We start from the raw sequence: 17834 nt of genomic DNA, 5'->3' as shown, positions 1-17834 counted from the left end.
GGCCGCGCAGACGCTCGTCGTCCTCCGCGCTCACCAGCACCACGTCCGGCGCGCTGCCGTCGTCCACCTCTGCCTCCACCGGCTCGCCCGGGAGGACGGCACCGGGGTGCCGTCCGGGGCGTGCCACCGGCCGACCGCGCGCGAGGACCACACGCCGAAGCCGACGCCGGGATGGCTGACGACCTGGACGGACTGCGCACCGCGGCCCGCTCGGTCACTCTCCCAGCGACCGAGCTCGCGCCCGTCCCGGGCGTCGAGGACCACACCGGTGCGGTCCTCGACGGCGACGACGGCGGCGTCGGCGTGGACGCGGGGGCCGTCCGGCCCGCGCGGGACCCGGAGGCCCTCGAGCGGCGTCCGCCACCGCTCCGTCCCGCCGACGAGCTCGTGGCGGGCGATCGTGAGCCGGCCGTCCGTGACGCCCAGGAGGACGACGTCGTGCTCGGCGGCGTCCCCGGTCAGGAGCGCGGTGGGCCCGGTCAACGGGGCGAGGACCGTGCCGTCCGCGGCGTCCACGGCGCGCAGCGACACCCGGTCACCGACCGCCCGGCCGCGCCCCCCGACGCCGAAGCACAGCAGGCGCCCCGTGTCGTCCGGTGACGGGACGGTGAGGGGCAGGACGCGCCCGCGCCGGGCAGCGGCACGGACCACCGACGGTCCCCTGTCCCGGCGTCACGCCCGACGAGGGTGTCCTCCTCGATCGTCACGACCCGCCCGGGCGCCGCGGTCACGGCCGAACGCCGCGGCAGCCGCCACTGCTCATCGAGCCGATCACCGAGCGTGATGACCACGCCCGGGACGCCTGCGACGGCGGCGAGCGCCGCGGCCTCGCGACGCTCCGCGACGACGTCGGCCAGCCCGAGCAGGGCGACCACGAGCACGAGGGCGACGCCGCCGAGGACCGTCCGGCGCCGGGGCCGGCGCGGCCGCGGCCGTCGCCGCCCAGGCCCGGCTGCCGTCACGCCGTCGTCGGGCGTGCTGCCCGGTCCGGCCGGTGGCGCGCCGCGCGGGGGCGCCCCGTCCGTCGGGGAGCCCTCCTCGAGGACGACCTCGACGAGCCGGGGCTCGTCCCTGCGCGTCATCCCGTCAGCGTGGCACGTCCAGCAGGCGGGCACCGCTTTGCCCCCGTGCAGGTCCGGGGTTACTGTCGGCCGTGTTCCCACTTGCTGAACGTATCCGTCTCAGCATCTGACATTCTCGGAGAGGAGGCAGCGCCATGACGGCTCGCACCACCGCGACCATGGCGCTGCTCATGCCGGTCGGGACCCGCTGCCGGTGCTGTCCGGCCCCCTGCTGTCCGCAGCACCTCCGCGCCGCCTGACGCCGCGCAGCCCGACGCGGCTGCCGAGACGCAGGCCTCGCATCCCGAGCCGGCGTCACCGGCCCCCGTCCGCGCCCCGCACCCTCTCGGCAAGGAACGCCCCATGTCGCTCACCGCGCTCTCCCACCCCGACACCGGCACCAGCACCGCCCTGCCCGTCTCCCTCCAGAAGGTCGGCCGCACCTTCGCCACGCCGAGCGGAGCCCGCACCGTCCTCGCCGAGGTCGACCTCGACCTGCACGCGGGCGAGATCGTCGCGCTCATCGGACCGTCGGGGTGCGGCAAGTCGACCCTGCTGCGCCAGGTCAGCCGCCTGGACAACCCCGACCGCGGCGCCGTCCTGGTCGGCGGCACGAGCGCGGGCGGGATCGACCCGCGGTGCGCGGTCGCCTTCCAGGAGCCGCGACTGCTGCCGTGGCGCACGCTCCGCCAGAACGTCGCGCTCGGCCTGCCGTCCGGCACGGCCAAGGACGCCGGCGCGGCGCGCGTCGACGAGCTGCTGCACCTCGTCGGCCTCGAGGCGTCCGCCGGGCTGCGCCCGCGTCAGGTCTCGGGCGGGATGGCGCAGCGCGCCGCGCTCGCCCGGGCGCTCGCCCGCGACCCCGGCGTCCTGCTGCTCGACGAGCCGTTCGGCGCGCTGGACGCGCTGACCCGGCTGCAGATGCAGGAGCTGCTGCTCGAGGTGCACGCCGCCGAGCCGACCACCGTCCTCCTCGTGACCCACGACGTGGAGGAGGCGCTCTACCTCGCCGACCGCGTCGTCCTGCTCGGCACCCCGACCCCGGACGCCCCGGGCTCCGTCCGGCGCGTCATCGACGTCCCGGGCGAGCGCCCGCGGGACCGCGCCTCCGGCGCTCTCGCCGAGCTGCGCGCGGAGCTGCTCGAGGGCCTCGGCGTCGACACCCACCACACCCGCACGGCAGTCGGCGCGACCCCCACCGTCGCGACGCCCACCACTGCGCCCCGCACCACCGTGCCGCCCGCCACGGGCCGGACCACCACCACAGACCCTGCCGCCGACCGCCCGGTCGCGTCGGCACCTCGCTCCACCCACGACACGGAGATCCCCCGATGAACGCACGCCGTCCCCTGACCTTCACCGCGACCGCCCTCGCCGCCGCCCTGATGCTCAGCGGCTGCGTCGCGGGCGAGGGCTCCGCGGACGCCGCCCCCGCCGCCCCGGACGCCGCCGGTGCCGAGGCCACGGGCTGGAGCGACGACCAGCTCACGCTCGACTTCGCCACCTACAACCCGCTGAGCCTGGTCATCAAGGACCAGGGCTGGCTCGAGGAGACGCTCGGCGACGACGTCGAGGTGACCTGGCTCCAGTCCGCGGGTTCCAACAAGGCCAACGAGGCACTCAAGGCCGGAGCCGTCGACGTCGGCTCGACCGCGGGCTCCGCCGCCCTGCTCGCCCGCGCCAACGGCTCCCCCATCAAGACGATCGACATCTACTCCCAGCCCGAGTGGTCCGCGATCGTCGTGCCCGCCGACTCCCCCATCACCGACGTCGCACAGCTGGCCGGCACCTCGGTCGCCGCGACCAAGGGCACCGACCCGTACTTCTTCCTGCTGCAGTCCCTCGACGCCGCGGGGGTCGCGCTCGACGACGTCGAGGTGCAGAACCTCCAGCACGCGGACGGCAAGACGGCGCTCGAGACCGGCAGCGTCCAGGCGTGGTCGGGGCTGGACCCGCTGATGGCGGCGAGCGAGGCGACCGCCGGCTCGAAGCTGATCTACCGCAACATCGACTTCAACACCTACGGCTTCCTCAACGCGACCGAGTCCTTCCTCGAGGAGAACCCGGACCTCGCCCAGCTCGTCGTCGACGCCTACGAGAAGGCGCGCGCCTGGGCGCAGGAGAACCCGCAGGAGGTCGTGCGGATCCTCGCCGAGGTCGCCGCGATCGACCCCGTGGTCGCGGAGAAGGTCATCGTCGAGCGCACGAACCTCGGGGTCGACCCCGTCCCCGGCCAGGCCCAGCTCGACGTGCTCGAGGTCGTCGGCCCGATCTTCGTCGAGTCCGGCGACGTCGCGAGCCAGGCCGACATCGACCGCGCCCTGAACTCCCTGCTCGACGACTCGTTCGCGACCCAGGCGGACCCGTCGACCGTCGCCGGCTCCTGACCGCACGCTCCCCCGCGTTGAAAGGCACCACGATGGACCTCGTCGGAGGCACCGGCTCCGCTCCGGTCATCGACCGTGACGGCAGGCCGCTGCGCGCGCTGAACCAGTACGACACGGACGCGGCTCGGGAGGCGGCGTCGCCCGCGGGACCGGGCCCCGGCGGTCGCGGTGGCGCCGGCCCGGTCCCCGGTGGCCGGCCGCGCCTCACCGACCGGCGCGCGGTGCGCCTCGTCCTCGCCGCGGTGGTGCCGCTGCTCATCGTCGCCGTCTGGCAGTGGGTGAGCGTGACCGGGCTCGTCGCCTCCTACCTCCTGCCCGCGCCGGCCGCGGTGTGGCGGGCGGGGGTCGACCTGGTGGAGCGCGGCGAGCTCGGCATGCACGTCGCGATCTCGGTGCAGCGCGTCTTCATCGGCTTCGCGATCGGAGCGGTTCTCGGGCTGCTCGCCGGCGCCGTCGTCGGCCTGTCCCGGCTCGGCGACGTCCTGCTGTCGTCGACGCTCGGCGCCGTCCGCGCGGTCCCGTCGCTCGCCTGGGTCCCCCTGCTCATCCTGTGGATGAAGATCGGCGAGGACTCGAAGATCACCCTCATCGCGATCGGGGCGTTCTTCCCCGTCTACACCACGGTCGCCGCCGCCCTCCGGCACGTCGACCACCACCTCGTCGAGGTCGGCCGGGCGTACGGGTTGCGCGGTGCGTCGCTGTTCTCCACGGTGCAGCTGCCGGCCGTGCTCCCCAGCGTGGTCTCCGGGTTGCGGCTGGCGATGGCGCAGGCGTGGCTGTTCCTCGTCGCGGCCGAGCTCATCGCGTCGTCCATGGGCCTCGGCTTCCTGCTCATGGACTCCCAGAACAACGGGCGCACCGACCGCATGCTCCTCGCCATCGCGTTGCTCGCGGTGCTCGGCAAGATCACCGACTCCCTCATCGGCCTCGCCGAGAAGCGCCTGCTGCGGCGGTGGGCATGACCAGCACGGGCACGGCCGCCGCGGGCACGGCCGCCACGGACCTCGACCGGCACCGCACCTACCCGCCGCCGGCCGGTCTCGCGGCGACCGCGAACGTCACCGCGGACGCCTACGCCGAGGCCGACGCCGACCCGGTCGCCTTCTGGGAGCGCGCCGCGGACCGCCTCGTGTGGGCGGAGCGCTGGCACACCGCGCACACCTGGGAGCCGGCGACCCGCGGCGAGCCCACACCGGACGACCCGGACGGCGAGCTGAGCGTCCCGGTCGCCCAGTGGTTCCTCGGCGGGAAGCTCAACGTGGCGGTCAACTGCGTCGACCGGCACGTCGCGGAGGGCCGCGGCGAGAAGGTCGCCCTGTACTTCGAGGGCGAGCCCGGCGACCGCCGCGCGGTCACCTACGCCGACCTGCAGCGGGAGGTCTCCCGCGCCGCGAACGCGCTCCTCGCGCTCGGTGTGGGCAAGGGCGACCGGGTCGTGGTGTACCTGCCCGTGCTCGTCGAGACGGTCGTCATCACGCTCGCGATCGCCCGGATCGGGGCCATCCACTCGCTCGTGTTCGGCGGGTTCTCCGCCGAGGCCGTCCGCTTCCGCCTCGAGGACACCGGCGCGAAGCTGCTGGTCACGAGCGACGGGCAGTTCCGTCGCGGTACGGCGGTGGCGACCAAGGCCGCGGCCGACGCCGCCGTCGCCGGCCTGCCGGGCGCGGACGCGCAGGGCCGCGGGTCCGCCGTCGAGCACGTGCTCGTCGTCCGGCGGACCGGCGACCGGACCCCGGACGTCCCGTGGACACCGGGGCGGGACGTGTGGTGGCACGACGCGATGGCCGCCGCCGACGACGTCCACGAGCCCGAGGCCTTCGACTCCGAGACCCCGCTGTTCGTCATCTACACCTCCGGGACGACCGGGAAGCCCAAGGGCCTCGTGCACACGTCCGGCGGCTACCTCACCGGCGCCTCCTACACGCACTGGGCGCACTTCGACGCGCGTGCCGACGACGTCCACTGGTGCACCGCGGACCTCGCGTGGGTCACCGCGCACACCTACGAGATCTACGGGCCGCTGGCCAACGGGCTGACCCAGGTCCTCTACGAGGGCACCCCGGGCGTCCCGACGCCCGCGCGGCACTGGGAGATCATCGAGCGCTACGGCGTCACGACGTACTACACCGCGCCGACCCTCATCCGGACCTTCATGACGTGGTTCCCGGACGGCCCCCCGCCCGAGCACGACCTGTCGTCCATCCGCCTGCTCGGGACCGTCGGCGAGTCGATCAACCCCGAGGCGTGGGCGTGGTTCCACCGGCACATCGGCCGGGGCGAGGCCCCCGTCGTCGACACGTGGTGGCAGTCGGAGACCGGCGCGGCCGTCGTCGCCCCGCTGCCCGGCGTCACCACGCTCAAGCCCGGCTCGGCGACACACGCCTCCCCGGCGCCTCGGTGCGCGTGGTCGACGACGCCGGCGACGACGTCGCACCCGGTCAGCACGGCCTGCTCGTCATCGACCGCCCGTGGCCGGCGATGGCCCGGACGATCTGGGGCGACCCCGAGCGGTACCGGGACGCGTACTGGCGCCGGTTCGCCGACCGCGGGTACTTCCTCGCCGGCGACGGCGCCCGGGTCGACGAGGACGGCCACGTGTGGGTGCTCGGCCGCGTCGACGAGGTCATCAACGTCTCGGGCCACCGGCTCTCGACGATCGAGATCGAGTCCGCGCTGGTCGCGCACCCGGCGGTCGGCGAGGCCGGGGTGACCGGCGTCGCCGACCCGACCACGGGCCAGGCCGTCGCCGCGTTCGTGGTCCCCGCCGTCCCGCCCGCCCCCGCGCCCGACGACGTCGCCGACTGGCGTCCGGAGGACCTCGCCGCGTGGCGCGCCGAGGCGGACCGCCTGCGCGCCGTCCTGCGCGACCACGTCGCGCACGAGATCGGGCCGATCGCCAAGCCGCGGGACGTCGTCGTCGTCCCGGAGGTGCCCAAGACGCGGTCCGGGAAGATCCTGCGCCGCCTGCTCGCCCAGCTCTCCGCGCGGGAGACACTCGGTGACACCACCTCGCTGCAGAACCCGTGGGCGGTCGCGCAGGTCGACACCGTCCTGCACGCACCCGCACCCGCACCTGCGCGACCCGCAGCACCCGCAGCACCCGCAGCACCGTCTGAAGGGACACCCACCGCATGACCGCCGACCGCCGCTGGGGCTTCCGTACCCGCGCCCTGCACGCCGGAGGCGTCCCCGACGCCACCACCGGCGCGCGCGCCGTCCCGATCTACCAGACGACGTCGTTCGTCTTCAACGACACCGCCGACGCCGCGAACCTGTTCGCGCTGCAGAAGTACGGGAACATCTACTCCCGCATCGGCAACCCGACCGTCGCCGCGCTCGAGGAGCGCATCGCCTCGCTCGAGGGCGGCATCGGCGCGGTCGCGACGTCGTCCGGCATGGCGGCGGAGTTCATCACCTTCGCCGCGCTCGTCGGCGCGGGCGACCACGTCGTCGCGGCTGCCTCGCTGTACGGCGGCACGGTCACCCAGCTCGACGTGACCCTGCGCCGGTTCGGCGTCGAGACGACCTTCGTCGGCGGCACCGACCCGGCCGCCTACGCCGCGGCGATCCGCCCGGAGACCAAGGTCGTGTACGCCGAGGTCATCTCCAACCCGTCCGGTGAGATCGCGGACCTCGAGGGGCTCGCGCGCGTCGCTCACGACGCCGGCGTGCCGCTGGTCATCGACGCGACGCTCGCGACCCCCTACCTCGTGCGGCCGATCGAGCACGGCGCGGACATCGTCATCCACTCCGTCACGAAGTTCCTCGGCGGCCACGGCACGACCCTCGGCGGCGTCGTGGTGGAGAGCGGACGGTTCGACTGGGGCAACGGCAAGTTCCCGCAGATGACCGAGGCCGTGCCGTCCTACGGCGGCGTGAGCTGGTGGGAGAACTTCGGCGAGTACGGGTTCCTGACGAAGCTGCGCAGCGAGCAGCTGCGCGACATCGGCCCGTCGCTGTCCCCGCAGTCCGCGTTCAACCTGCTGCAGGGCGTCGAGACGCTCCCCCAGCGCCTGGACGCGCAGATCGCGAACGCGCGCACGGTCGCGGAGTGGCTCGAGGCCGACGATCGCGTCGCCTACGTCAACTGGGCCGGCCTGCCCAGCCACCCGCACCACGAGCGGGCGAACCACTACCTGCCGCAGGGCCCCGGGGCGGTGTTCGCCTTCGGTCTGCGGGACACCCCGACCCGGGCGGGCCGCGAGGTCGGCCGGCGCTTCATCGAGTCGCTGCAGCTCGCGAGCCACCTCGCCAACGTCGGCGACGCCCGCACCCTCGTCATCCACCCGGCGTCGACGACGCACCAGCAGCTGACCGCCGAGCAGCTCGCCGTCGCGGGGGTCCCGGAGGACCTCGTGCGGATCAGCGTGGGCCTGGAGGACGTCGACGACATCCTGTGGGACCTCGACCAGGCGCTGACCGCCGCGACCGCGGCCGACGACGCCGCCGGGACCGCACCGGCGATCGACGAGGCGCTCCCCGGCGCACTCGAGGGGTGACGGCATGACCGACGCCTGCGCGCTGCCCGGCGCCCGTCCCGTCCCCGCGGAGGTCGACGCGCCGAGCGTCACCGGCGCGGCCACCACTGCCACGACCCCGGCCGCGCAGCAGACGCCGCTCCAGCGCGACGAGGCCCCGCCGACGCGAACCTGGGTCGGGCCGAGCGCCCCGGAGCGGCTCGCACTGCTGCGGCGCACGAGGTCCATCGCGATCGTCGGTGCGTCGGCGAACCCGTCCCGCGCGAGCTACTTCGTCGCGACGTACCTGCTGTCGTCGTCGCCGTACGACGTCTACTTCGTCAACCCCCGCGCGAGCGAGATCCTCGGTCGTCCGGTGTACCCCTCGCTCGAGGCGCTGCCCGTCGTCCCGGACCTCGTCGACGTGTTCCGCCGGCACGACGACCTGCCCACCGTCCTCGACGAGACCCTCGCCGTGGGCGCGAAGACGCTGTGGCTGCAACTCGGGTCGTGGCACGAGGACGTCGCCCGGCGCGCCGAGGACGCGGGGCTCGACGTCGTCATGGACCGGTGCGTGAAGATCGAGCACGCCCGCTTCCACGGCGGGCTGCACCTCGCCGGCTTCGACACCGGGGTGATCAGCTCGCGTCGGGCGCTGTAGCCGGCCCGTCGTCGGGCCCGGCAGCGACGTCGTCGGGCCCGACGGCGGACGCCGCCTCGGGGGCGTCGTCGGGCCACCACAGGGCACGACGCAGGTCGACGCGTGCGCCGTCCGCGGTCAGGGGCGTGCTCTCCGCACGCCAGGCTGCCAGCGCCCGCGTCGCGTGCGCCGCGGGCGGGCGACCGGCCGCGTTGACCACGCGCCACCACGGGACGCCGGACCCCGCGCGGGACAGCACCGCACCGACCTGACGCGGGCCGCCGCGCGGACGGCCCTCGGCGGCGGCGAAGGCGTCCGCGACGACGTCGGCCACCGTGCCGTACGTCATCACGCGCCCCGGCGGGACGGCGTCGACCAGGTCGAGGACCGCCTCCAGGTAGTCCTCGTCCACGCCGATCGCTCCCCTGGGTCTGTCTGGTCGCGGCGGTCGCTCAGTCGCGGTGCAGCAGCACGAGCGCGCGGTCGTCGGAGTCGCCCGTCCCGACGCCGGCGAGCACCGCGTCGGCGCCGCCGCGGCCGGTGGCCACCACCCGCTCGGCGACCCCGAGGAGCCGGTCGATGCCGAGCTCGAGGTCCGCGCCCGGCGTCTCGACCATGCCGTCGGTGTAGAGCATGAGCAGGTCGCCCGGCAGGAGGCGGCCGGTATGGGTGCGGAAGCGCGGGTCCGCGACGATCCCGAGCGCCGGGCCGCCCACGGTGTCGAGCACCTCGAAGACGCCGGAGCCGGCGTGCCGCTGCACCGCCGGCGGGTGGCCGGCCCCGGCGACCCAGTAGTCCCCGGTCGCCGGGTCGACGGCGACGTGGACCGCCGTCGCGAAGCCCTCGTCCCAGTCCTGCCGCAGCAGGTACTCGTTGGCGGCGGTGAGGAAGCGGTCACGCGGCATGGCGCCGAGCAGCCCGCCGAAGGCCCCGGACAGGAGCAGCGAGCGCACCCCGGCGTCCTGCCCCTTGCCGGAGACGTCGACGAGCACGATCTCCAGGGTGCCGTCGACCGCGGACCTCGACGCGACGAGGAAGTCACCGGAGAACCCCTCGCCGTACGCGGCCCGCAGCGCCCGGTCGACGCGCCAGCCCGGCGGCAGCGACGGGATGCGTCCGTGCGCCTCGAGCCGATCCCGCAGGTCGACGAGCATGACGTTGCCGGACGCACCCCGCAGGCCCAGGCGCTCGTTGCGGCGCGCGAACCCGAGCACGGACGCGAGCGCGACGACCTGGACGAGGGCGACGCCGGGGTTGAGCGGGGCCGTACCCGAGAAGTGCAGCGTCGCCACCTCGAGCACGATGAGCCCGCAGACGACGAGCGTCCCGCGCAGCCGCAGGAGGTAGCCCGCGACGAGCATGAGCAGCACCATCGTCGAGGGCGGGACCCACAGCCGGACCGTGGCGATCCCGACGGCGACCAGCAGGCTGACCGCGACGAGCGCTGCCGTCAGCGCGCCCTGACGGGACACGCCGGCGCGCTGCAGCCATGCCGGGAGCCGCCGGACGAGGTGCGAGCGTCGCGGTCCGGCAAAGCCCTGGGTCCTCACGCGGTGAGGGTATCGAGGAGACGGCTCACGTCGTCGACGGGCACCATGTGGCGCATGACCACCTCGCCGGGCCCGTCCTCCCTCCCCGCCGGACCCTCGCCCCTCCCCGCGGGCTACCGTCTCGTCGACCCCCGGGACCGCCGCGGGGAGTTCCTCGAGGTCGACCGGTTGGCGTTCGCGATGGCGACCGACCCCGAGGTCGACGCCGTCGTCCCGGTGACCCTGGACTGGGAGCGCACCGTCGGCGTCGAGGCCGCGGACGGCCGCCTCGCCGGCGTGCACGCCTCCTACCCGTTCTCGCTGCCGGTGCCGGGCGGCGCGGTGGCCACGGCCGGGCTCACGTGGGTCGGCGTCCGGCCCGACCACCGGCGTCGCGGCCTGCTCGGCGCGATGATCGCGACGCACTTCGAGCGGTCCGCCGCGCGCGGCGAGCCGGTGTCCGCGCTGTTCGCCGCCGAGTCCGGCATCTACGGACGTTTCGGCTACGGCTGCGCCGCGGACGATCTGCGCGTGACGCTCACCCGCGGCACCGCGCTGCGGGACGTGCCCGGCTCGGAGGCGCTCGACCTGCGACTGGAGACCCTCGACGTCGAGGAGCACCTCGAGACGGTCGAGCGCGTGCACGCCGCCGCGGGGCGGGGACGACCGGGGTGGATCCTGCGGGACACCGACGTGCTGCGCCGCCGGCATCTCGTGGACCCGCCGGCGTGGCGGTTCGGTGGGGAGCCGCTGCGGATCGTCACCGTGCGGGGCACGGGTGCCGACGGCGGCGGTTCTGACGGCGCTGGTGACGGCGCTGGTGACGGCGGCGGCGTGCGCGGCTACGCGCTGCTGCGGCGGACCGAGCGCTGGGAGGACGGTCGGCCGCGCGGCAAGGTCGAGCTGCGCGAGCTGGTGGCGCTCGATGCGGCCGCCGCCCACCGGCTGTGGTCCTTCGTGCTCGACCTGGACCTCACCTCGACCGTCGAGGGCCCTCCGCTGCCCGTCGACGACGCCCTGCCCCAGCTGCTCGCCGACCCGCGCGAGGCGGTGGCGCGACTGCGGGACAACCTGTGGGTCCGACTGCTCGACCTGCCGGCGGCCCTGACGGCGCGGCGCTACGCCGCCCCGCTCGACGTCGTCCTGGGCGTGACCGACGACCGCCTGCCGCAGAACGCCGGGACGTGGCGGCTGCGCACGACCCCCACCGACGACCCGGGCGAGCACGCCGCGACCGTCGAGCGGTCCACCGACCCGGCCGACGTCACGCTCGACGTCCGGGAGCTGGGCGCCGCCTACCTCGGCGGCCGGGCGCTGGGGGCGCTCGCCGCGGCGGGGCTGGTTACCGAGCACCGGCGAGGGGCGCTCGCGACGACGTCGACGGCCTTCGGCTGGCCGGTCGCGCCGGTGTGCACCTGGGGTTGGTAGGTCACCGAGGGCCCAGCGATCAGCGACCGGCTTCGTAGGCCGCGAGCAGGTCGATGCGGCGCTGGTGGCGCGGGTCGCCGGAGAACGGCTCCGCGAGGAACGCCTCGACGAGCGCGACGGCGTCGTCCGGCGAGTGCTGCCGTGCGCCGATCGACAGGACGTTCGCGTCGTTGTGCTGACGCGACAGGCGCGCGGTGTCCTGGTTCCAGGCGAGGGCGGCGCGCACCCCCGGGACCTTGTTGGCGGCGATCTGCTCGCCGTTGCCCGACCCGCCCAGGACGATGCCCAGGGAGCCGGGCTCGGCGACGACGGCCTCCCCGGCGCTGAAGCAGAACGGGGGGTAGTCGTCCTGCGCGTCGTAGGTGTGCGCCCCGTGGTCGACGACGTCGTGCCCGCCGGCTCGCAGGTGCTCCGCGAGGTGCTCCTTGAGCTCGAACGCGGCATGGTCGGCGGCGAGGTGGATGCGCATGCGCTCATCCTGCCGCACCTCGCGCGTGCCGGTCGCCTAGTGTGTCCGACGGCGTGGCCACGGCACACGGCGATCCGGCCACCTCGCCACCGGCGTCGTCTGCCACCGGCGACCTGGCCATCGGACGAAGAGGAGCCCCACCACACATGGCAGCCAGCGGCATCGACACCAGCGCCCTCGACCCGGCGGTCCGCCCCCAGGACGACCTCTACCGGCACGTCAACGGACGCTGGCTCGCCGAGCACGTCATCCCCGCCGACCGCGCCATGGACGGGGCGTTCCGCGCCCTGCACGACCGCGCCGAGGAGCACGTGCGCGAGATCGTCGAGGACGCCGCCCACCGGTCCGACGCGGCGACGGCCGGGGAGGCGGGTGCGGTCGGGACCGGCCCCATCGCGGTCGAGGCGCAGATCGGTGCGCTGTACCGCAGCTTCATGGACACCGATGCGGTCGAGCGACTCGGCACCGAGCCGCTCGCCGTCGACCTGGCGCTGGTCACCGGCGCGACGTCCACGGGTGACCTCGTCGGCGCGCTCGGATCGCTGCAGCGTGGCGGCGTCGGCGGCGCGGTCGGCTTCTGGGTCGACAACGACGCGAAGGAGCCCACGCGCTACGTCGTGCACCTGTACCAGTCGGGGCTGGGCCTGCCGGACGAGTCGTACTACCGCGAGGACCGCTACGCCGCCGTCCGCGAGGCGTACCGGCCGCACGTGGCGCGCATGCTCACCCTGGCTGGCGTGGCCGCAGGCGACGCCGCCGACGACGCCGCGGCACGCGTGCTCGCGCTGGAGACGAAGCTGGCCGCGGACCACTGGGACGTCGTGACCGACCGGGACGCCGACCTGACCTACAACCCCCTGACGCTGGCCGAGCTCGCCGAGCGGGCACCCGGCTTCGACTGGCGGGCCTGGGTGGCCGCCCTCGGTGCACCGGTCGAGGCGATGGAGCACCTCGTCGTGCGCGAGCCGTCCTACGCCGAGACGTTCGCGCGGCTGTGGACCGAGGAGCCCTTCGAGGACTGGCAGGCGTGGCTCGCGTACCACGTGGTCAGCGCGCGGGCGCCGTACCTGTCGTCGCAGCTGGTCGAGGCGAACTTCGACTTCTACGGACGCACGCTCACCGGCGCGCAGGAGCTGCGGGACCGCTGGAAGCGCGGTGTCGCGCTGGTCCAGGCCGTGCTCGGCGAGGCGGTCGGCAAGGTCTACGTCGAGCGTCACTTCCCGCCGTCGCACCGCCAGCGGATGGAGCGGCTCGTCGAGACGCTCGTCGAGGCGTACCGCGAGTCGATCACCGCGCTGGACTGGATGGGCGAGGGCACCAAGGTCAAGGCGCTGGCCAAGCTCGACGCGTTCACGCCGAAGATCGGCTACCCGGTGAAGTGGCGCGACTACTCCGCGCTCGTGCTCGCCGCCGACGACCTGCTCGGGAACGTGCGCCGCGCGTCGGCCTTCGAGCAGGACCGGGAGCTCGCGAAGATCGGCAGGCCGATCGACCGCGACGAGTGGTTCATGACCCCGCAGACGGTCAACGCCTACTACAACCCCGGCATGAACGAGATCGTCTTCCCCGCGGCGATCCTGCAGCCGCCGTTCTTCGACGCCGACGCCGACGACGCCGTCAACTACGGCGGCATCGGTGCGGTCATCGGGCACGAGATCGGCCACGGCTTCGACGACCAGGGCTCGAAGTACGACGGCGAGGGCCGCCTCGAGGACTGGTGGACCGCGGACGACCGCACCGAGTTCGAGGTGCGCACAAAGGCGCTCATCGCGCAGTACGACACCTACGTGCCGACGCAGCTCGACGGCACCGAGCACCACGTCAACGGCGCCCTGACCATCGGCGAGAACATCGGCGACCTCGGCGGGCTGTCGATCGCCATCAAGGCCTACCGGATAGCCCTCGGCACGTCGCTCGACGAGGCACCGGTGGTCGACGGGCTCACCGGGCTCCAGCGCGTGCTCATCGGCTGGGCGCAGGTGTGGCAGTCCAAGGGCCGCGACGAGGAGGTCGTCCGTCGGCTGGCGACCGACCCGCACGCGCCGAACGAGTTCCGCTGCAACGGCGTGCTGCGCAACATCGACGAGTTCTACACCGCGTACGACGTCGTCCCCGGAGACGGTCTCTACCTCGCACCCGGGGAGCGCGTGCGCATCTGGTGACGCGCGGCCGGTAGGCACGACGGCGGGCCCGGCACCTCCTTCGCGGGAGGTGCCGGGCCCGCCGCATGCCCTGTGTGCGGCTAGGGCGTCGCCGCCGCGGACGTGGCGGACGGCTGCGAGGTGAGGACCACCGTGGCGCCGCCCGCCTCGACCGCCTGGAGCGTCCGCAGCTGCAGCAGCCCCGGCTGGGCGTCGACGAGCTTCGCCGCGTTCGCCAGCGCCCGCGTGGCCGCGACCTCCGACCGCGCGCGCTCGAGCGACGCGAGCCCGAGCGCCCGCGCCGTCGCCACCTCTGCCGCCGCGTGACGCAGCTCCGGCGGCACGACGACGTCGCGCACGGCGAGCCGCTCGACCGCGAGGCCGACCTCCGCCGCGGCCGAGGCGACCGCGGTGCGCAGGCGAGCGGACAGCTCCGCGCGCTCGGCGAGGAGCTGGTCGAGCGTGCGGCTGACCACCTCCTCGCGCAGCGCGAGCTGGAGCGCGGTGTGGAGGAAGGCGTCCGGGTCGTCCACCGCCTCGTGCCACGTCCGGGGCGACGTGACGCGGACGGTCGCCGTGAGGCTCACCTTGACCGGCAACCCGTCCGCGGTCAGCACCTCCTGCAGCGGGACGACGACGAGCCGCGGCCGCACGGCGACGCGCACCACGCGCCGGCGCCACCGGCCGAGCTGGTGGCGTCCGGGTCCGAGCTCGCGCTCGAACCGTCCGTCCCGGTGCACCAGCACCCGCTCCCACTCCTGCACGACGATCCGCATCCGGCGTCCTCCACGCACTCGTACCCGCCGTCTCTCGGCCGGTCCGTCCTGTCCCTCTGCCCGCCCGCCGCAGCGCGGACCGGCCGACGCGGGGTCGGGCGCTCACGGGGGACGTCCGGGGTGACCCGACGTCGCAGACCGTGACCGCCCTGGGTGACCGCGCGTCGGCCGGCAGTCGGGAGTCGAACCCGAGCGCTGACAGGCGCTGCTCCTTGAGGCAGGTGCTCGTCGGTCATCACACGCAGGACCCGCGACGACGACGTCGTCCGGCTGCTCACCGCCGAGCGACGGTGACGCTAGATGTTGTGGCTCATGAGGTTGGTGACGCCGGCGGGGGTGTGAGGGAGGGGTAGGTCCCGGCGGCAGGATGGAAGTGCGACCAACCTCCTGCGAGCTGAAGGACCTACCCCTCGATGACCCACGCTAACGCTCCGTTGACCCCTGCCGGCCGGCTCCGTCTGGTCCTGCGGTGCGAGTCCCGTCCGATCGCGCACGTCGCGGCTGAGGCCGGGGTGTCGCGCCAGTGCCTGTCGAAGTGGAAGACCCGGTACGACGACCTCGGCGACGCCGGCCTGGTCGACCGGCCCAGCGTCCCGCACCGCACCCCGACCCAGGTCCCGGCCGACGTGGTCGAGCAAATCGAGACGTGGCGGCGCACGCACAAGTGGACCGCCCGGCAGATCCACCTCGAGCTGATCCGCACCGGACACACGGTGTCCCTGGCGACCGTGTCACGGTGGCTGGTCCGGTTGGGGATCAACCGCCGCCGCGACATCGACCCCGACGGGCAGACCAACCGCACCACCACGGCGATCACGGCCCGGTACCCCGGGCACATGGTGCACTTGGACGTGAAGAAGGTCGGCCGCATCCCCGACGGCGGCGGATGGCGCGCCCACGGCCGCGGCTCAGCCCAGGACAAGGCCGCCCGGCGCGCCAAGACAACCGGGGCCCGTGCGGGGTACGTGTACCTGCACTCGGCGATCGACGGGTACTCCCGGCTGGCGTACACCGAACACCTCGCGGACGAGAAGGCCGTCACCACCATCGGGTTCTTCCACCGGGCCCGGGCGTTCTTCGCCGCTCACGGCATCGTGCGCCTGGTCCGCGTCGTCACCGACAACGGCGCTAACTACAAGGCCACCGCGTTCGCCCGCACCGTGACCGCCGTCGCGTCCCGCCACCAGCGCATCCGCCCCCACACCCCGCGCCACAACGGCAAGGTCGAGCGGTACAACCGGACCCTGGCCGAGGAGCTCCTCTACGCCCGCGTCTGGACCTGCGAGGACGAGCGCGCCGCGGCCATCACGATGTGGAACGTGCACTACAACTACCATCGCGCTCACACTGCCGCCGGCAACCAACCACCGGCCTCACGCCTGCACGCAGGCGTCACCAACGTCCTGAGCCAGAACAGCTAGACCGCGACCCACGCCGACGGCACGGTTTTTTCCACCGCGTGTGCGGCGACGTGACCGTGCCGGCCGGTCACTCCGTTGCGATCCCGTGTCGCCGGAGGACTGCGCCGAGCGGCCGGTCCCTGTCCGGGTCGATCGTCGTCCCGTGGCGGTCGGTGAAGATCCATTTGTCGTGGTGGCGGCGGATGGCGATGTCGCGGTCGTGGATCGTCCGGTGGTGGAATGCGCACAGCAGGATGCCGTTGTCCACACTCGTCTTCCCGCCGTCGCGCGCCCATTGTTCGACGTGATGTGCTTGGCAGATGATCGGCGGCGCGGTGCAGGTGGGGTATTGGCAGTGTTTGTCTCGGGCGATGATCGCGGCGCGTCTGGCGCGGGTGAAGGTTCGTTCGGTGCGTCCGACGTCGAGGACTTCGGAGTCGGGGCCGAAGAGGATGCGGTTGAGGCCGCTGTCGCAGGCGATGCGGTCGAGGACGGTGCGTGGGCACGGGGTGCGGTCCTCGTACTGCGGTCCACCGGCGAGAGTCTGACCGGTCAGCATCGCCGTGGAGAGCATCGGGGCGGTCCGGATCGGCCCCTCACTGCAGCGCTCGCCCCCGTCACCGCTCCGGCCGCCGTCGCCGTCGTCGCCGTCGTCGCCAGTCATGTCGCTGTCGAGGAGGCTGCCTTGCCGCGGCTTGGCGTCCCCAGCGGCCACCAGGGCCGCGAGGGTCGGGTAGTCGACGAGCACGGTGACCTGCGGTCGTACCGCCCGCCCGGTCCCGGCGAGTCCGTTGTCCAGCACGACCTGCGCCAGGTCGCCCAGGGCGTGGGCGCGGCGCTGCGTCGAGGGCCGGTTGTCGTCCGCGGCGGGCACCGGTGTGACCGCCGCCAGCGCGGCCTTGAGCGCCTGGCCGTGCTCGACGGTCAGCAGCCCTTCGAGGCGGTACCCGTCCCCGAGGCGGGCGATGTCGAGTCGTTCCCGGTCGCACGACGCCACGTACCCGCGGTCGTCGGCGTCCGGGTCGGCGTAGGCGGCCCAGTGCCGCACGAACACCCGGGTCTCATCCACCGACAGCCGCTGCGCCCGATCGACGATCAGCGCCTCGTTGCACACCTGCTCCGGGTCGGCCAGCACCTCCCGGCGCTGGTCACTCGTCGGCGCCAGCGAGGCGATCACCTGCGCCTGCTCCACCGTCACCTCACCGGCCGCCGCGGCAGCGGCCGTGCCGGGCAGGTGGTCGCGCAGCGTCCGGCCCAGCCGCACCTGCACCCGAGCCGCCGCCACCGACAGGCGGTGATCGTGGGACAACCACACCGGGAACGACCGCGCACCGCTGAGCGCCCACACCCCGTCGTCATCGATCACCGGCAGCAACCGGACCTTCGCCACGGCAGCCCGGCTGGTCAGCTCCGCGAGCCTCCGGGCGACCACCGCGGCCTCGCGACCCTCGAGCACCGACAGGTCCAGACCCGCGAGAACGTCCACGGCGGCGTCCATCGACGCCAACGCGGTAGCGATGTGAGGAGAGAGCGGCGCGGCGTCGTC

Annotated in this window: 14 protein-coding genes and 2 pseudogenes; 9 read left to right on the top strand and 7 right to left on the bottom strand. The window is 74.2% G+C overall.

The features are described from left to right. Positions 1 to 30: 30 nt before the first annotated feature. Positions 31 to 516 carry a hypothetical protein gene (locus tag REH70_RS20425; RefSeq protein WP_396134684.1) on the bottom strand — a complete coding sequence of 162 codons (486 nt, stop codon included), beginning with the start codon at positions 514 to 516 and terminating at the stop codon, positions 31 to 33. Then, positions 480 to 1082 (bottom strand): hypothetical protein, encoded by a 603-nt coding sequence (locus REH70_RS20420; RefSeq protein WP_396134683.1) that lies wholly within the window; start codon positions 1080 to 1082, stop codon positions 480 to 482. The genes REH70_RS20425 and REH70_RS20420 overlap by 37 nt, the downstream gene beginning before the upstream one ends. 342 nt (positions 1083 to 1424) lie before the next feature. On the opposite strand from REH70_RS20420, the pseudogene REH70_RS05950 reads away from it, so the two are divergent. The 6 genes and pseudogenes from REH70_RS05950 to REH70_RS05925 form a co-directional block, all read left to right on the top strand. Further along, positions 1425 to 2234, top strand: a pseudogene (locus REH70_RS05950) (ABC transporter ATP-binding protein); the annotation flags it as partial. Between the two features lie 158 nt (positions 2235 to 2392). Then, the gene (locus REH70_RS05945) at positions 2393 to 3448 is read left to right on the top strand and encodes an aliphatic sulfonate ABC transporter substrate-binding protein (protein WP_310753168.1); all 1056 of its coding nucleotides are present in this window, start codon (positions 2393 to 2395) and stop codon (positions 3446 to 3448) included. A gap of 32 nt (positions 3449 to 3480) precedes the next feature. Then, positions 3481 to 4410 (top strand): ABC transporter permease, encoded by a 930-nt coding sequence (locus REH70_RS05940; protein WP_310753166.1) that lies wholly within the window; start codon positions 3481 to 3483, stop codon positions 4408 to 4410. After that, positions 4407 to 6583, top strand: a pseudogene (gene acs, locus REH70_RS05935) (acetate--CoA ligase). Before REH70_RS05940 ends, acs begins: the two are co-directional and overlap by 4 nt. After that, positions 6580 to 7947, top strand: a complete 1368-nt coding sequence (locus REH70_RS05930; protein WP_310753164.1) for an O-acetylhomoserine aminocarboxypropyltransferase/cysteine synthase family protein — start codon at positions 6580 to 6582, stop codon at positions 7945 to 7947. The pseudogene acs and the gene REH70_RS05930 overlap by 4 nt, the downstream one beginning before the upstream one ends. A 4-nt stretch (positions 7948 to 7951) precedes the next feature. Then, a complete protein-coding gene (locus tag REH70_RS05925; protein WP_310753162.1) occupies positions 7952 to 8566 on the top strand; it encodes a CoA-binding protein in 615 nt (204 codons plus the stop codon). On the opposite strand, the gene REH70_RS05920 is transcribed toward REH70_RS05925, so the two are convergent. Both REH70_RS05920 and REH70_RS05915 read right to left on the bottom strand, forming a co-directional pair. Continuing rightward, on the bottom strand, positions 8544 to 8957 hold the full coding sequence (locus REH70_RS05920; protein WP_310753160.1) for an MGMT family protein: 414 nt from the start codon (positions 8955 to 8957) through the stop codon (positions 8544 to 8546). The genes REH70_RS05925 and REH70_RS05920 overlap by 23 nt on opposite strands. 40 nt (positions 8958 to 8997) lie before the next feature. Next, positions 8998 to 10095 (bottom strand): PP2C family protein-serine/threonine phosphatase, encoded by a 1098-nt coding sequence (locus REH70_RS05915; protein ID WP_310753158.1) that lies wholly within the window; start codon positions 10093 to 10095, stop codon positions 8998 to 9000. Positions 10096 to 10149: 54 nt separating this feature from the next. Between REH70_RS05915 and REH70_RS05910 the strand changes: the two genes are divergently transcribed. Beyond that, positions 10150 to 11502, top strand: a complete 1353-nt coding sequence (locus REH70_RS05910) for a GNAT family N-acetyltransferase (RefSeq protein ID WP_310753156.1) — start codon at positions 10150 to 10152, stop codon at positions 11500 to 11502. A 19-nt stretch (positions 11503 to 11521) separates the two neighbouring features. On the opposite strand, the gene REH70_RS05905 is transcribed toward REH70_RS05910, so the two are convergent. Beyond that, on the bottom strand, positions 11522 to 11971 hold the full coding sequence (locus tag REH70_RS05905; RefSeq protein WP_310753154.1) for a ribose-5-phosphate isomerase: 450 nt from the start codon (positions 11969 to 11971) through the stop codon (positions 11522 to 11524). 146 nt (positions 11972 to 12117) lie between these two features. Between REH70_RS05905 and REH70_RS05900 the strand changes: the two genes are divergently transcribed. Continuing rightward, the gene (locus tag REH70_RS05900) at positions 12118 to 14133 is read left to right on the top strand and encodes a M13 family metallopeptidase (RefSeq protein WP_310753152.1); all 2016 of its coding nucleotides are present in this window, start codon (positions 12118 to 12120) and stop codon (positions 14131 to 14133) included. Positions 14134 to 14213: 80 nt separating this feature from the next. Here REH70_RS05900 and REH70_RS05895 read toward each other — a convergent pair whose 3' ends face one another. After that, positions 14214 to 14888, bottom strand: a complete 675-nt coding sequence (locus REH70_RS05895; protein WP_310753150.1) for an SPFH domain-containing protein — start codon at positions 14886 to 14888, stop codon at positions 14214 to 14216. A gap of 413 nt (positions 14889 to 15301) precedes the next feature. On the opposite strand from REH70_RS05895, the gene REH70_RS05890 reads away from it, so the two are divergent. Next, positions 15302 to 16309 (top strand): IS481 family transposase, encoded by a 1008-nt coding sequence (locus REH70_RS05890; RefSeq protein WP_310753148.1) that lies wholly within the window; start codon positions 15302 to 15304, stop codon positions 16307 to 16309. 67 nt (positions 16310 to 16376) lie between these two features. Here the strand turns inward: REH70_RS05890 and REH70_RS05885 are convergent, their stop codons facing one another. Then, positions 16377 to 17774, bottom strand: coding sequence for a DUF222 domain-containing protein (locus tag REH70_RS05885; protein WP_310753146.1), 1398 nt, complete (start codon positions 17772 to 17774; stop codon positions 16377 to 16379). Positions 17775 to 17834: the final 60 nt, after the last annotated feature.

Source organism: Cellulomonas sp. ATA003 (assembly GCF_031582905.1).
Taxonomy (GTDB): domain Bacteria; phylum Actinomycetota; class Actinomycetes; order Actinomycetales; family Cellulomonadaceae; genus Pengzhenrongella.
The sequence above is the reverse complement of the archived record's forward strand: the minus strand, read 5'-3'. Positions and strand labels throughout refer to the sequence as shown.